Origin of the sequence: Rugamonas violacea (assembly GCF_016461825.1) — a bacterium.
In the GTDB taxonomy this organism is placed as follows: domain Bacteria; phylum Pseudomonadota; class Gammaproteobacteria; order Burkholderiales; family Burkholderiaceae_D; genus Rugamonas.
Genome location: NZ_JAEMNU010000120.1, coordinates 36975 through 51166, shown reverse-complemented (window position 1 = coordinate 51166; position 14192 = coordinate 36975). Strand labels below are relative to the sequence as shown.

The 14192-nt window shown below is 68.9% G+C and carries 12 protein-coding genes; 8 read left to right on the top strand and 4 right to left on the bottom strand.

What is annotated here, in order from left to right; translation table 11 throughout:
- Window position 1: 1 nt before the first annotated feature.
- From H7U20_RS22005 to H7U20_RS21990, 4 genes are all read right to left on the bottom strand, one after another.
- Window positions 2-583, bottom strand: coding sequence for a TerD family protein (locus tag H7U20_RS22005; protein ID WP_199761289.1), 582 nt, complete (start codon window positions 581-583; stop codon window positions 2-4).
- 86 nt (window positions 584-669) lie between these two features.
- Entirely contained in the window at window positions 670-1380 is a 711-nt protein-coding gene (locus H7U20_RS22000; protein ID WP_199761288.1) for a TIGR00266 family protein, read from the bottom strand.
- 116 nt (window positions 1381-1496) lie between these two features.
- A complete protein-coding gene (locus tag H7U20_RS21995) occupies window positions 1497-2072 on the bottom strand; it encodes a TerD family protein (protein WP_199761287.1) in 576 nt (191 codons plus the stop codon).
- An 81-nt stretch (window positions 2073-2153) separates the two neighbouring features.
- Complete coding sequence (locus H7U20_RS21990) at window positions 2154-2732, bottom strand: TerD family protein (protein ID WP_199761286.1); 579 nt, start codon at window positions 2730-2732, stop codon at window positions 2154-2156.
- A 247-nt stretch (window positions 2733-2979) separates the two neighbouring features.
- Here H7U20_RS21990 and H7U20_RS21985 point away from each other — a divergent pair, with 247 nt between their 5' ends.
- The 8 genes from H7U20_RS21985 to H7U20_RS21950 all read left to right on the top strand — a co-directional run bounded on the left by H7U20_RS21985 (window position 2980) and on the right by H7U20_RS21950 (window position 14187).
- Window positions 2980-3618: a vWA domain-containing protein gene (locus tag H7U20_RS21985; RefSeq protein WP_199761285.1), complete on the top strand. Its 639-nt coding sequence runs from the start codon at window positions 2980-2982 to the stop codon at window positions 3616-3618.
- A 120-nt stretch (window positions 3619-3738) separates the two neighbouring features.
- The gene (locus tag H7U20_RS21980) at window positions 3739-4380 is read left to right on the top strand and encodes a vWA domain-containing protein (protein ID WP_199761284.1); all 642 of its coding nucleotides are present in this window, start codon (window positions 3739-3741) and stop codon (window positions 4378-4380) included.
- Window positions 4381-4413: 33 nt separating this feature from the next.
- The gene (locus tag H7U20_RS21975; protein WP_199761283.1) at window positions 4414-5463 is read left to right on the top strand and encodes a TerY-C metal binding domain-containing protein; all 1050 of its coding nucleotides are present in this window, start codon (window positions 4414-4416) and stop codon (window positions 5461-5463) included.
- Window positions 5464-5471: 8 nt separating this feature from the next.
- Window positions 5472-7283, top strand: a complete 1812-nt coding sequence (locus H7U20_RS21970; RefSeq protein WP_199761282.1) for a PP2C family serine/threonine-protein phosphatase — start codon at window positions 5472-5474, stop codon at window positions 7281-7283.
- Window positions 7284-7295: 12 nt separating this feature from the next.
- A complete protein-coding gene (locus H7U20_RS21965; protein WP_199761281.1) occupies window positions 7296-8795 on the top strand; it encodes a helix-hairpin-helix domain-containing protein in 1500 nt (499 codons plus the stop codon).
- 147 nt (window positions 8796-8942) lie between these two features.
- The gene (locus H7U20_RS21960) at window positions 8943-9989 is read left to right on the top strand and encodes a serine/threonine-protein kinase (protein WP_199761280.1); all 1047 of its coding nucleotides are present in this window, start codon (window positions 8943-8945) and stop codon (window positions 9987-9989) included.
- Window positions 9986-12544 carry an FtsW/RodA/SpoVE family cell cycle protein gene (locus H7U20_RS21955; RefSeq protein WP_233410985.1) on the top strand — a complete coding sequence of 853 codons (2559 nt, stop codon included), beginning with the start codon at window positions 9986-9988 and terminating at the stop codon, window positions 12542-12544. Before H7U20_RS21960 ends, H7U20_RS21955 begins: the two co-directional genes overlap by 4 nt.
- Complete coding sequence (locus tag H7U20_RS21950) at window positions 12514-14187, top strand: hypothetical protein (RefSeq protein WP_199761279.1); 1674 nt, start codon at window positions 12514-12516, stop codon at window positions 14185-14187. The genes H7U20_RS21955 and H7U20_RS21950 overlap by 31 nt, the downstream gene beginning before the upstream one ends.
- Window positions 14188-14192: the final 5 nt, after the last annotated feature.

Here is a 14192-nt window from a genome sequence, read left to right as displayed (position 1 = left end):
CTTACAGGTGCGGGGTGATTTGCGGCAGCAAATCGTTGAAGGTGCGGCCGCTGCCGGCTTCGCCGATCGCGTGCATCTTCCATTCGCCGTTGTGGCGGTAGACCTTGGCCATGATCTGCGCGGTGTGGCCGCCGGTCATGGTCAGGTTGAAGCGCGCCACCTCCTTGTTGCTGGCGGCGTCGACCAGGCGGCAGGTGGCGTTCTCGATCTGTGAGAAATCCTGACCGGTGAAGCTGTTGACGGTGAACACCAGGCTCTTGACGTTGGCCGGCACGTGCGCCAGGTCGACGATGATCTGCTCGTCGTCGCCGTCGCCGGCGCCGGTGCGGTTGTCGCCGGTGTGGACGATGGAGCCGTCGCGCGAGCCGAGCTGGCGGAACCAGACGGTGTCGAGCAGATTGCCGGCTTCGTCGAACAGCAGGCAGGAGGCGTCCAGGTCGATTTCCGGCGCCGAGCGGCCGAAGCCGAGGAAGCCCTTCGACTTCACGGCGTCCCAGCCGAGGCCCATGATGATCTTGCTCAAGCCGGTGCCGGCTTCCTTGTCCAACGAGATTTTCTGACCCTTGCTCAGATTAACGCTCATGCCATCCTCCTGTGATCCATCGTGAAAAAAATCCATCGCGCCGCGCCCGTCGCCGGGCCGGCGCCCTTGACTCGATTGGCTGCGGCTTAGCCGCCGCCCTTGCCCTTGGCGATCCAGGCCAGGAAGGCCTCGCGGTTGCGCGAGCAGACGTGCACCGAGCCGCTGCCGGTAAAGCGCAGCACGATGCCCTCGCCGCTGGTGACGCTGTTGACCAGGTTGCCGATCATGCCGCCCAGGCCGCCGCCGCCCGAGGTCGTCACCGACACCTCGTAGGACAGGCTCTTGTCCCAGCAGACCACGTGCGAGTTGTCGATCACCACATCCTTGCCGGGGCTGACGTCGAGCTTGAACATCGAGCCGAAGCCGGACACCGCGATCTGGCCCTGGCCGGTGGTCTCCATGATGAAGAAGCCGCCCGACTGCGCGAACAGGGCGTTGGCGATGCTCTGCGTGCGCGTCTTCATCTCGACGCCGTCGCTGGCGGCGACGAAGGTGCCGTCGTTGAGCAGGTACTGGCGCGGTCCGACGTCGACGATCTGCACCGCGCCCGGCAGCGTCGGCGACAGCAGGCAGTCGCCGGCGCCGCGCACGGCGGTGATGTGTTGCTGGAAGAACGACTCGCCGTTGGCCATGCGGCGCATGATGGAGCCCATCACGCCGCCGGTCATCTTGCCCTTCAGGTCCAGCGTGGACTCCATCATCACCATGGCGTCCGACTCGCAATAGATCTTCTCGCCCTGGCGCAGGCTGACATGCAGGAAGGGATCGACGTCCCCGGTTACGGTAAATTCAGGCATCGTATGCTTTCATCGACTAGGAAGTGCGAACTGAAGTGCGAACCGGGAGGCGCAGGCCTCCCGGTCGGTGAACCGGCCGCCTCGCGGCGGCCGGCACGGTGCTGCCGCCCGAACGATCAGGCGTTGACGCCGAAGGAACGGGCCAGGGGGCCCAGGCCGCCCTTGAAGCCCTGGCCGATGGCCTTGAATTTCCACTCGGCGCCGGCGCGATACAGCTCGCCGAAGATCATCGCCGTCTCCACCGAACCGTCCTCGGACAGGTCGTAGCGGGCCAGCTCGGCGTTGCCGTTGCCGTTCAGGCAGCGGATGAAGGCCCTGGCCACCATGCCGAAGTTCTGCTTGCGCTGCTCGGCCTCATGGATGGTGACGCAGAAGGCGATGCGCTCGATGTCGGCCGGCACCCGGGCCAGGTCGATGCTCAGTTGCTCGTCGTCGCCGTCGCCGCCGCCGGTGGTGTTGTCGCCGCCGTGGGTCAACGAGCCGTCGGTCGACTTCAGGTTGTTGTAGAAGATGAAGTCGGCGTCGCCGCGCACCTTGCCGTCGGCCTTCAGCATGAAGGCGCTGCCGTCGAGGTCGAAACCGGCGCCGTCGGTGGCGCGCGGGTCCCAGCCCAAGCCAATCACCACCTTGCTCAGGCCAGGTGCTTCCTTGCTGAGGTTGACGTTGCCGCCTTTTTGTAAACTGATCGCCATACTAAACTCCCGTTAAAAGGTTCATAAGAATTAATGCTTGCCGGTGGGTATATCACCTTGCCGCATTTCAAATACGCGGATCTACGCGACATCCACGCCATATTGGATCGCCAGCGCGGCCAAACCGCCGGAATAACCTTGGCCGACTGCCTTGAATTTCCACTCGCCATTATGTTGGTATATTTCCGCGAAAATCAATGCCGTTTCGGTGGAATAATCCTCCGACAAGTCGAAACGGACAATTTCCACGCCGCTGACGCTATTGACCACGCGCACGAAGGCCTCGCGCACCATGCCGAAGTTCTGCCCCCGGGCGGCGGCGTCGTGGATGGTGACGGCCACCACCAAGCGCACGATCTCGGCCGGCACCATGGCCAGCGTGATCTGCAGGCTCTCGTCGTCGCCCTCGCCGGCGCCGGTCCGGTTGTCGCCGGTGTGGCGCACGGCGTTGCAGGTCGAGCTCAATTGGTTGTAAAAAATGAAATCGTGGTCGCCGCGCACCTTGCCGTTGGCCTGCACCATGAACAGGCTGGCGTCGAGGTCGAAATCGGCGCCGGTGGTCGAGCGGGCCTCCCAGCCCAGGCCGACCTGGATCTTCTCGACCGAGGGATCGGTCTTCGACAGGCTGACATTGCCACCCTTGCTCAAACTAATTGCCATAAAATTATCTCCCGATTTTTCACCTTGATCGCCGCACTTGCAAAACGCCAGCCGCACCCCATGCCGTGGACGGGCGGCCGGACAAAAATGTTTGCGACATAGAAACTTTCCAGTAATATATGTCAATACCACTTGTCTGTACATACCGCGCCAACAAATTAATAGCACAACCGTCCGGCGCCGATTCTTATAATATGTAACAGTAATTAAATACCGCTTAATGACAGCGTTTAAACCAGGAGAAGCGATGAGAAGGCTACCCGTATACTTACTGCTCGACACGTCCGGCTCGATGTCCGGCGAACCGATCGAGGCCGTGCGCAATGGCATGCAAACGTTGGTGTCGGCCCTGCGGCAAGACCCGCACGCGCTCGAATCGGCGTTTTTGTCGGTCATCACCTTCAACGAGACGGCCCAGCAAGTGGTGCCGCTGACCGAACTGGGCCAGTTCCAGATCCCCGTGCTGAGCGCCAGCGGCACCACCTCGATGGGCGCCGCGCTTGAGCTGCTGTGCGCCCGCGCCGCCGCCGAGGTGGCGAAAACCACCGCCGAGCAAAAAGGCGACTGGAAGCCCATCGTCTTCATGATGACCGACGGCGCCGCCACCGACCAGTTGGACGCCGGCATCGCCGCCGTCAAGGCGGCCAAGCTGGGCGCCTTCATCGCCTGCGCCGCCGGCCCGGCCGCCAACAGCGCCGACCTGCAGCGCATCACCGACTCCGTGGTGCGCCTCGACACGGCCGACAGCAACACCATCAAGGCCTTCTTCAAGTGGGTCAGCGCCTCGATCGCCACCACCAGCCAGAAGGTCGACCTGGCGAAGAAGGAAGCCGCCGGCCTGGACGACCTGCCGCCACCACCACCGGAAGTGAACGTGGTGCTCTAAGCCGCTGCTGCCGCTGCTGCCGCTGCCGCCGCCAGCGCCGCCACCACCCGCCCCCGCCGACGCCACCGCGCGCCGGCGGGGGCGCAACCATCCCATGCCAGTTTCCACCCAGGGGGCAGAATGACCGTACGCCGTTTACCCGTTTATCTCGCGCTCGACACCTCGGGCTCTATGCGGGGCGAGCCCATCCAGGCCGTCAACGTGGGCCTGCAAGCCTTCCTCGCCTCCTTGCGGCAAAACCCGTTCGCGCTGGAAAGCGTGCACCTGTGCATCGTCACCTTCGACGGCAAGGTCAACCAGGTCTTGCCGCTGACCCCGCTCGACGCCGTCAACCTGCCGGAGATCACCTGTCCCGAGTCCGGCCCGACCTTCCTCGGCGAGGCCCTGCACACCATCTGCGACATGGTGGCGCGCGACATCCGCGTCACCAGCGCCGAGCAAAAAGGCGACTGGCGGCCGCTGCTGTTCATCATGACCGACGGCAAGCCTTCCGACACCGAGGCCTACAACCAGGCCATCGCGCGCGTCCAGCAGGCCCGCTTCGGCACCGTGGTGGCCTGCGCCGCCGGCCCGAAGAGCGTGCCCGACCAGCTCAAGCAACTGACCGAGCATGTGGTCAGCCTGGACCTGATGGACAGCACCGGCTTCTCCAAGTTCTTCCAGTGGGTCACCGTCGCCGTCACCGCCAGCACCACCAGCGCCGGCACCCAGGCCTCGACCGAGCTGCCGCCACCGCCGCCGGAAGTGCAGATCGTCCTATGAGCAGCCGACCTCACACCACGGCGGGGAGTTGACATGCGCCGCCTGCCGATTTACCTCATGCTGGACGTCTCCGAATCCATGGTCGGCGCCAACCTGCGCCACCTGCAACAGGGCCTGGCCCGGCTGATCGCCACCCTGCGCACCGACCCGCACGCGCTGGAGAGCGTGTACCTGTCGACCATCGTATTCGCCGGCAAGGCGCGCACCCTGACCCCGCTCACCGAGCTGGCCCTGTTCTACCCGCCGCGCCTGCCGGCCGGCTCGGGCACCTCGCTGGGCGCCGCCCTCGAACACCTGATGGACGAGCTGGACCGCAACATCATCGTCGGCACCGCCGAGCGCAAGGGCGACTGGCGGCCGGTGGTCTACCTGATGACCGACGGCAAACCGACCGACGACATCGAGCCGGCGCTCAAGCGCTGGCACGCCAACTATGCGCAACGGGTCACGCTGGTGGCCATCGGCATCGGCGCCCACGCCGCGCTGCCGGTGCTGCGCCGGCTCAGCGAGAACGTGCTGTCGCTCGACGTCCACGGCGAGGAGGACTTCAAGCGCTTCGTCGACTGGGTCTCGCGCTCGGTGGCGGCGCAGAGCCGCAGCGTGGCGATGGCCGGCGGTGCTGGCGTCAACCTGGCCAAGCTCGACGACGGCATCCTGCGCAAGATCGGCGCGCTGGAAAACGCCGGCACGGTCGACGAGGACCTGGTCGTGCTGACCGGACGCTGCCAGACCAACGCCCTGCCCTACCTGATGAAGTACGAGCGCAACCTGCACCACCTCGGCCAGGGCGGCCTGGAGCTGAAGGTCGACCTGTACAACCTGACCGGCGTGTTCGCCATGGAGCAGGACTACGACGAGTTGTCGGACGCGCGCGCGCTGCTGCGCACCGTCAACACCGACGCCCTGGTCGGCTCGCCCGGCTGTCCGCACTGCGGCAACCCGATCGGCTTCGCCGTGTGCGGCTGCGGCCAGATCATGTGCATCCGTGGCGAGGGGCCGGCCACCTGCCCCGGCTGCGGCAAGGCCTGTAATTTCACCGCCGGCGACGACGAGGGCTTCGATGTCGGCCGCTCGCGCGGCTAGGAGTGGCAATGTCCGGCAATGAACAACTCAAACTCGCGGTACGGCTCCACCTGATTGGCGACGCCAAGGTGGCCGACGACTTCCGCTCCGTCGACGCCTTCTTGCAAAGCGACGACTGCATGCATTTGATCCGCGTCTTCGACGACAAGCTGCGCAAGCAACTGGCCAGCTTCCGCCAGTCGCGCCGCGCCGCCGCGCCGACGGTGCGGCCGTTGACGCTGGACGAGCTCAATCCGGCGAGCGCGCCCAAGCCGTCGACCGCGACGGCGGGTGAGCCCACGGCGCCCGCGCCGACGGTGGCGGCAACGCCTTCGGCCATGAGCGCGACCCTGCCAAGCGACCCCGTGGCGCCGGCGCAACCTGCAATCGCGGCCGCGCCAGCGCTGCCAGCGCCTACGACAGCCACGAGCGCCTCGGCATCAGCGGCCGACGGCGCCCCACCGCCGGTCAACACCGGCACAACCACACCCGCTCCGATGTCCGAAAATACACCATCAGCCACACCGGCACCAACGCCCGCTCCCGCTCCCGCTCCCGCTCCCGCACCGGTACCGGCGCCAGCGCTGGCCCAAGCACCGCCGGCCGCCGAGCCGCCCGGCCTCACCTTCCGACTGCGCAACGCGCGCGCCGGCGAGGCCTACGCCCAAACGCTGGAAACCCTGCCGGCGGGAGGCCCGGCGATCCGCTACACCAGAATGACCCTGCCGACCACGCTGGACCTGCACGCCGATCTGGCCAGCGGCACCATCAGCGGCACGCCGGCCCTGCCGGGCGACTACGACATCGAGCTGGCCTACTGCCTGGACGGCCCGCACGGCGGCGCCGAGCGGCGCGCCAGCGTCAAGCTGCTGGTCAACGCCGACCCGCGCAGCATGTGGCAAAACCTGCCGTCCAAGCGCGACGACGTCTATTGGAAGCCCGACGAGGACAGCGCCTTCATCGACGCCGGCCAACTCAAGCTGATCGCCGCCAGCAAGCGCGGTCGTTCGCACGCCCACGTCGGCAGCTTCCGCGACGACGACTTCAGCCTGGCCCACCTGGCGCAGTCCGGCTGGCACGTCGCCGTGGTCGCCGACGGCGCCGGCAGCGCCAGGTTCTCCCGCCGTGGCGCCCAGCTGATCTGCGCCGAGGCGCTGCAGCACCTGCAACGCACGCTCGACGGCGCCGAGGGTCTCGCCATCGACCAGGCGGCGCAAGCCTACGGCGCCCTGTCGGCGCAGGCACCGGACGACAGTGGCAAGGAACTCGCCCGCCAGACCCTGCACAACAAACTCTTCGTCACGGTCGGCCACGCCGCCTACTACGCCGTCAAGGCCATCGTGCAGGAGGTGGCGGCGCAGGGCGACCCGCAAACCAGCTACAAGGACTACTCCAGCACGGCGCTGATCGCCGCCTGCAAACGCTACCCCTTCGGCACGCTGCACGTCGCCTACTGGGTCGGCGACGGCGCCGTCGGCGTCTACAGCAAGCGCGACGGCGTCACCCTGCTGGGCGAGGTCGACAGCGGCGAGTACTCCGGCCAGACCCGCTTCCTCGAACCGGGCGAGGTAAGCCAGGAGGCGCTGCTGCGCCGCACCCGCTTCGTCCTGGGCGACGCCGACAGCGCGCTGGTGCTGATGAGCGACGGCGTCTCCGACCCCAAGTTCGACACCGACGCCCGCCTGGCCAGGGCCGCCGTCTGGGACGAGCTGTGGCAGGACCTGGAGCAGACCGGCGCGCTGGCGGCCGACGCCGGCGCGCCACAACAAAAGCTGCTCGACTGGCTAGACTTTTGGTCGGCCGGCAACCATGACGATCGCACGATCGCCATCATCTACTAGGGAGTTACTGGCATGACGAAGATAGTCAGCGTCACCGCGGCCGACGGCTCCACCATCGAGTTCTACGACGAGGTGAAAGCCTCGGGCGGCATGAAGGACGTCTACTTCTCCCCCACCGGAAAATATGTGGTGGCCTTCTTCCGTGGCGCCGCCGATCCCGCGCTGCGCGAGCGGCTGGCCATGATCACCGGCTCCTACCGCGAACGCATCCTCAACCAGCCCGGCGGCGAGTACTGGAAAAAGCTGTTCTGCTGGCCCACCACGATGCTCGAACACGAGGGCCGCGTCGGCGTCGTCGCCCCGTTCTACGAGGACGACTTCTTCTTCAAGCACGGCTCGCGCAACAACGACATGCTGGGCATCAAGGGGCGCGAAAAGGAGGGCAAGTGGTTCTCCTCGCCGTCCAACCGCAACAAGTTCCTCGACCCGCGCGAGCTGGGCGACTGGATGCGCCAGATCAAACTGTGCCTGATGATCGCCCGTGCCGTGCGGCGTATGCACGCGGCCGGCCTGGCCCACTCCGACCTCAGTTACAAGAACGTGCTGATCGACCCGACCACCGGGCGCGCCTGCCTGATCGACATCGACGGCCTGGTGGTGCCCGGCAAATTCCCGCCCGAGGTGGTCGGCACGCCCGACTTCATCGCGCCCGAATGCGTGATGACGGCCCACCTCGCACACAACGACCCGCAACGCAAGCTGCCCTCGATCACCACCGACCGCCACGCGCTGGCCGTGCTGATCTATATGTACCTGCTGTTCCGCCACCCGCTGCGCGGCGACAAGGTACACGACGTCAACGACCCGCACAAGGACGAGGAGCTGTCGATGGGCGCCAACGCGCTGTTCGTCGAACACCCGACCGACATTTCCAACCGCATCAAGACAGCCAACCTGAAGGCCTTCGAGCTGCCCTGGAAGGACACCGCGCGGCTGCCCTACCACGTCGTCGGCCCCTATCTGTCGGAGCTGTTCACGCGCGCCTTCACCAATGGCCTGGGCGACCCGGCGCAGCGGCCCACCGCCGACGAGTGGGAAAACGCCCTGGTCAAGACGGTCGACCTGCTGCAACCGTGCGCCAACAGCGCCTGCGAGCAGAAGTGGTTCGTCTTCGACAACAAGACCAAGCCGGTCTGCCCGTTCTGCCAGACGCCCTTCGTCGGCCCGCTGCCGGTGCTCAACCTGTACTCCTCGCGCAAGGAGGGCGCCTTCCGCCCCGAGGGCCACCGGCTGATGGTCTACACCAACCAGTCGCTGTTCCAATGGCATATCGACCGCGACATCGCCCCCAACGAGCGTCTGAGCGAAGAGCAGAAGCGCCGCGTCGGCTACTTCGTCTTCCACCAGAACGTCTGGTACCTGGTCAACGAGGGCATGCCCGAACTGATCGACGTGCAGACCAAGACGCCGATCCCGGTCGGCGGCAAGGTCGCGCTGACCGACGGCGCCCAGCTGCTGACGTCGAAAAAACCGAGCGGTCGCCTGTTCGTCGTCCAACTGGTCAACCAGTAGGCTGGCGGCGCCGCGCCGGCGCCAGCATCCCGCAGCATCCGCAGCGTCCGCAGCGTCGGCCGCCAGCGCGGCCGGCACGCCGCGCCGGCGCGCTTTCCCCATCCCCCCGCTAGCCCGCCGCGACAGAACAGCGCCACCGGGGGCAGCATGACGACAGCAGACGCAATCATCACTTTGGAGCTGGGCCACTACCGCCTGCGCGAGCAGATCGCCGGCTCGGCCTACGGCGTGATCTGGCGCGCCAGCGGGCCGCGCGCCACCCCCGACGTGGCCATCAAGCTGATTAACCGCGAGCAGATGACGCGCGCCCTGCCGGCCCAGCGCGCCCGCTGGATCGACAGCGCCAGCAACGAGATCGCCTTCCTGCAATCGCTCGAACCGTGGGACGAGCGCCACATTGTGCGCCTGCTCGACAGCGGCTGGCACGACGGCCTGCCGGTGCTGGCGCTGGAACTGATGGCCACCGACCTGGGCAAGCATGTCAGCGCGCGCAAGGCCAGCGGCGCCGGCGTGCCCTTCGGCCAGGCGCTGGCCTGGATCACGCAGCTCAACCAGGCGCTGGCCAAGGTGCACCAGTACGGCTGGCGCTATCTGGACCTGAAGCCGGCCAACGTGCTGCTCGATCCGCTGCTGGGCAGCGTCAAACTGGCCGACTTCGGCACCAACCGCGAACTCGGCGCCGCCACGCTGCACTCATACGCCGGCACCGCCAACTGGCAGGCGCCGGAACAATTCTTCCCCGGCGCCGACGGCAGCTACGCCAGCGGCGCCGGCAGCGACTACTTCTCGCTCGGCGCGCTGTTCTACTTCCTGGTCACCGGCGGCGTGCCGCTGCGCTTTTGCGCCGACTGCGGCTCGGCCTACCGCGCCCACCACACGGCCGGCGCCGCCGTGCTGCGCCAAGCCCACGGCGGCGCCATCCCGGCCGCGCTGCAGCCCGACGAGGAACGCCACTTCGCCGAGCGCGTCGGCGCAACGCATCCGCAAGCGCGCCTGCCGGCGCTGACCCTGCTGCGCAGCCTGCTGCAAGCCGATCCGGCGCAGCGGCCCCGCCACGCCATCCAGATCAGCCGCATGCTGGCCGCCATCCAAGGCAGCCTGCCGGTGCGCGGCGCCTCGCCGGTGCAGGAGCTGATCCACGGCATGGGCCGTCCCACCGCCGGCAACGCCTGGCGCAGCATCCAGGGCGCATGATGGCGACGCCGCTGCGCGCCACGCCGCGCCCATTCAAACCGACGCAACGCCGTGGCAAGGCCTTGGCCGGCGCGCTAAGCGGCGTGTTGGCCGGCGCATCCAGACTGGCGCGACGCCATGCCGCGCTGGCGGCCACCGGCAGCCTGCTCCTGCTACTCTGCTCGCTGCAAGCCTGGGCCTTGTGGCGCGCCCCGCCGGCCTGGTATCCGGCCGCCGTGACGGTGCGCCTGGCGCCGGGCGAGTCGATCACATTGGGCCAGCGCGAACTGGCCGCGCCGCAGGCCGACAAGGCTCACCTGACCTTGCGGCGCGGCCCGCGCGACGGCTGGACGCTGCGCAACCTCAGCGCCGCCAAGCAGGTGGTGCTGCAGGGCGAGGCCGGCGAGCAGCGCATGGGCAGCGTGGCGCTGCGCGGCGGCCAGCGCTTCCAGGTCGGCCACCACCGCTTCGACGTGCTGTCGGCCAGCGCCAGCGAGGTGGCCTTCAACCGCGACGGCGTGCAATGGCGCTACGACGGCGCCGTGCTGTACCGCGACGGCCGCGCCCAGTCCCCCTGCGCCGACGCCCACCTGGCGGCGCGCGCGCTGGCGCTATGGAACCGCTGGCTGCCACGGCCGCTGAGCATCGCCCGCCCCCTCAGCTTCGGCGGCAACGTCCACTGCGACAACCGGCTCGGGCTGGAGGACATCACGCCCGGCACCGCCCTGCTGGCCCGCGCCGGCTCGGACGGCCCGTTGCGCGGCCAGCTGCAACTGTCGGCCGCCAGCCCGGACGGCGAACGCGGCGCCGTGCTGCTGCTCGACGGCGCGCGACAAACCGATCTACGCCAACAGGAGCTGCCGCTGGCCGGCGTGCACGCCATCATCGTCGGCCACAGCCGCCTGCTGCTGACCCAGCGGAACGATCAACTGAGCATGCAGCCGGGCCGCCGCGTCACGCTGTTCAACGTGGCCGAGCTCAAGCTGCCGACCCAAGTTGACTGGCAATGGCGCCAGCGCGCGCTGTGGCACAACCCCGCCAGCAGCGCCTTGTGGGCCGGCTTGGCGCTGTGCCTGGTCCTGCTGGCCGCGGCGGTGGTGATGGCGGCGCGCGAAACGACGACTGCAAAGCTGGCGGCATCGACACAACATGCTGCCATCCACGCCCGCCCGTGGCCGATCTGGCTAAACCGGCTCAACTGGCTCGGCACCGTCGTCCTGCTGCTGTGCGGTCTGAGCGCGCTGCTGCTGCAACGCGCCGGCAGCACGCCGAGCGCGGCCTGCTCGCTGCTGCTGGCCGCCTGCGCCCTGTTCTGGTGGCTGGCCCTGCCCGGCCGCCTGACGCTGGCCAACGCCGCCGCCGTGATCCTGCTGGCGGCCGGCCTGCTGTCCCAACTCGACCTCGGCCTCGGTGCCAACGACGTCTCCTGGCTGCGCTACCACCAAAAAAGCTGCGCCCTGCTGGCCGTTGGCGCCGGCCTGGGCGGCGTCTGGCGCCTGTGGGCGGCACAACGCGCCGCCCTGCTGCCGCAGCGCGCCACCGAATGGATTCTGGCCACGTTCGCCGCAGTGGCGCTGGCCGGCCTGGCCGCCGAGGTGTTGTGGGGCGACGAGACCGGCGTGTTCGACCTGCAGCCGGTGGAGCTGGCCAAGCTGGCCCTGACCTGCCTGACCGCCCACTGCCTGGCGCTGCGCCTGGGCTGGCAGAGCGGCCCGCGCCGGCTGGCCGAACACGGCGCCCGCTGGCTACGCCTGATCGCGCCGGCCCTGCTGTTCCTCGCCCTGCTCGGCCTGGCGCTGGTGCAGGTGGACGACTACTCGCCGCTGATCCTGCTGCTGGTCTGGAGCATGGCGATGATGCTGGCCTACGGCCTGGCCGGCGGCAACCGCCTGCTGGCGGCGTTGCCGCTGGCGGCCATGCTGCTGGCGGTGGCCGCCATCGTCTGGCTGCGCCTGGCCGACGCCGACTCGGCCGCGCACTGGCCGCAGAACGGCGGCTTCTACGCCGACCGCTTCCAGGTCTGGCTGGCGCCGGCGCGCCATCCGCACACCGGACAACAGCTGCTGCTGGGCGCCCGCGCCATCGCCGAAGGCGGCTGGTGGGGCGGCGACGGCCTGCTCGGCCTGCGCTCGCTGGGCCAGGGCGCCGGCGCCGCGCTGCGCATCCCGGCGGTGCAGGACGACTTCGCGCCGGCCTTCTTCCTCAACCGCCACGGCCTGCTCGGCGCCCTGCTGCTGTGGACCGTCCAGGCGGCGCTGCTGGCCGGCCTGCTGTGGGGCGCCGCGCGCAACCACGCCGCCGGCGCCGTGTCGCGCGACTTCCGCCAGGCCTGGGCCGGCCGCTTCCGCTACTTCACGCTGTGCGGCGGCGCCGCCCTGCTGTTCGGCCACCTGCTGCTGTCCTGGGGCACCAACCTGGCGATCTTCCCCATCATGGGCCAGCCGATGAGTTTTCTCTCGGCCGGCGGCAGCCACCTGCTGTTTTTCCTGCTCCCCCTACTCTCGTTCGCTGCGATCAGCGCGCAATCTTTACAGGAGAATGAATCATGCCGATCTATGTCCAACATGAAGTGCTAGGCCGCATACCGGACGTCTTCAACGCCGAGGCGATCTGGCAGGCGCCCGGGCTGGCGCTGTTCTCGCGCCGCCCGCTGCTGCGCGACCTGCTCGAACGCAGCCCGCGCGAACACAAGGGCCGCGCCGCCACGCGCTGCTTCTCCCACGTCACGCTGATGCTGCCGCAGGAGGAGGTCGACGACGACTACCACCTGACGCGCGGCGCCCGCGCCCGCGACCTGGCGCAAACCCTGACCGCGCTGCACCAGAAGGACTTCGGCGACCTGCTCGGCGCCGACCAGGTGCGCTACGACGTCATCGGCGCCGAGGCCGTCGAGCCGGGCCAGATCGAAGTCAAGTTCGGCCACGCCGTCTACCTGCCGGCCGCCGACGAGAAAATCCTCTACAACGTCAGCGTCTCGCGCGACAGCGCGATCTGGCACCCGGTCTGCCCGATCTACCCGAACCAGCGCCTGGCGCTGATTGGCGGCGACGACGGCGAGGCCAGCTTCGCCGCCGCCGGCTGGCCCTTCGGCGCCGACGGCGCCATCCTCATCATCAACGACGGCCCGGACAGCCCGCCGGCCGTGCAGATGCGGCCCAAGGACGCCTTCGACTGCCGCTACGATCCGCGCGGCGGCCACTACACCATCAAGTCCAAACACGGCGGCGAGGCCCGCCTGCTGCTGAAGATCAGCCGCGTCGGCACGGCGGCGGAAGCCCCCAGCGCCGCCGATCAGTTCCAGTCCATTCCGGCGCTGGCCGGCGCTGCGGCCAGCAGCGCCGCGCAGGCCGCCATCGGCACCCCGTCGGCGGCAGCCGTGCCGCCAGCCAACGCCGCGATGGTGATGCCGGCGCCGCGCGCCGGCAAGACCGGCGCCGGTCCCGCCGTGTGGCAAAGCCGCGGCGGCGCGCCGGCCACGCTCGACCAGACCGCCGTGCCGATCGGCCACCAGCCGCTCAACCAGCCGGGTGAAAGCGATTCCACCTACGCCCCGCTGGCACAGCAGCGCGTCAGCCTGGTGGCGCTGGCCCTGCCGCGCCTGAGCCGCTACCGCGACACCGGCGCGCGCGCGCTCGAACTGCCGTTCAACCAGGCACTGACCCTGGGCGGCGCCGGCACGCCGGCCATCAGCTTCGTCGTCGACGCCGCCGACCAACTGCACGCCTGCACCGCCGCCGGCCGCCAGCGCATCGCCGCGCCGGCCAGCTTCACGCCGGTCGACGGCCGCGCCATCGCCTTGCTGGCCGCCGCCCCCGCCATGGCCGAGCGCTACTGCGCCCTACTTTGCCTGCCGCAGCCGGTCGCTGCCGCCGTGGCCGCCGGCGCCCGCTTCAACTTCGGCCGCAGCAGCGCCATGCTGGCCGCGCTGCGCGTGCTCGACTCGCCGCGCTTCCTGCAGCGCGAAGACGGCGACGGCACCGGCGGTGCGGACGGCGCCAGCGCCGACCGCATCGGCCTGTCGCGCAACGCCTTCAGCTTCGAGGCCTCGGCGCAAGGCTTCAAGATCGGCCGGCTGGCCGCCAGCCAGGCCCTGTACCACCTCGACGAGCAACTGGCCTTTGTCGCCACCATCGGCGAGGCCAGCGCCGAGGCGCCCTACCTGCTGCCGCCCGGCCATCACCTGGTGGCCGGCCATTACGTGCTGCGCTTCGATGCCTGAGCCAG

Coding starts and splice junctions, on each gene's coding strand:
- H7U20_RS22005 (WP_199761289.1), bottom strand. CDS start 583: ATGAGCGTTAATCTGAGCAAGGGTCAGAAAATCTCGTTGGACAAGGAA.
- H7U20_RS22000 (WP_199761288.1), bottom strand. CDS start 1,380: ATGCCTGAATTTACCGTAACCGGGGACGTCGATCCCTTCCTGCATGTC.
- H7U20_RS21995 (WP_199761287.1), bottom strand. CDS start 2,072: ATGGCGATCAGTTTACAAAAAGGCGGCAACGTCAACCTCAGCAAGGAA.
- H7U20_RS21990 (WP_199761286.1), bottom strand. CDS start 2,732: ATGGCAATTAGTTTGAGCAAGGGTGGCAATGTCAGCCTGTCGAAGACC.
- H7U20_RS21985 (WP_199761285.1), top strand. CDS start 2,980: ATGAGAAGGCTACCCGTATACTTACTGCTCGACACGTCCGGCTCGATG.
- H7U20_RS21980 (WP_199761284.1), top strand. CDS start 3,739: ATGACCGTACGCCGTTTACCCGTTTATCTCGCGCTCGACACCTCGGGC.
- H7U20_RS21975 (WP_199761283.1), top strand. CDS start 4,414: ATGCGCCGCCTGCCGATTTACCTCATGCTGGACGTCTCCGAATCCATG.
- H7U20_RS21970 (WP_199761282.1), top strand. CDS start 5,472: ATGTCCGGCAATGAACAACTCAAACTCGCGGTACGGCTCCACCTGATT.
- H7U20_RS21965 (WP_199761281.1), top strand. CDS start 7,296: ATGACGAAGATAGTCAGCGTCACCGCGGCCGACGGCTCCACCATCGAG.
- H7U20_RS21960 (WP_199761280.1), top strand. CDS start 8,943: ATGACGACAGCAGACGCAATCATCACTTTGGAGCTGGGCCACTACCGC.
- H7U20_RS21955 (WP_233410985.1), top strand. CDS start 9,986: ATGATGGCGACGCCGCTGCGCGCCACGCCGCGCCCATTCAAACCGACG.
- H7U20_RS21950 (WP_199761279.1), top strand. CDS start 12,514: ATGCCGATCTATGTCCAACATGAAGTGCTAGGCCGCATACCGGACGTC.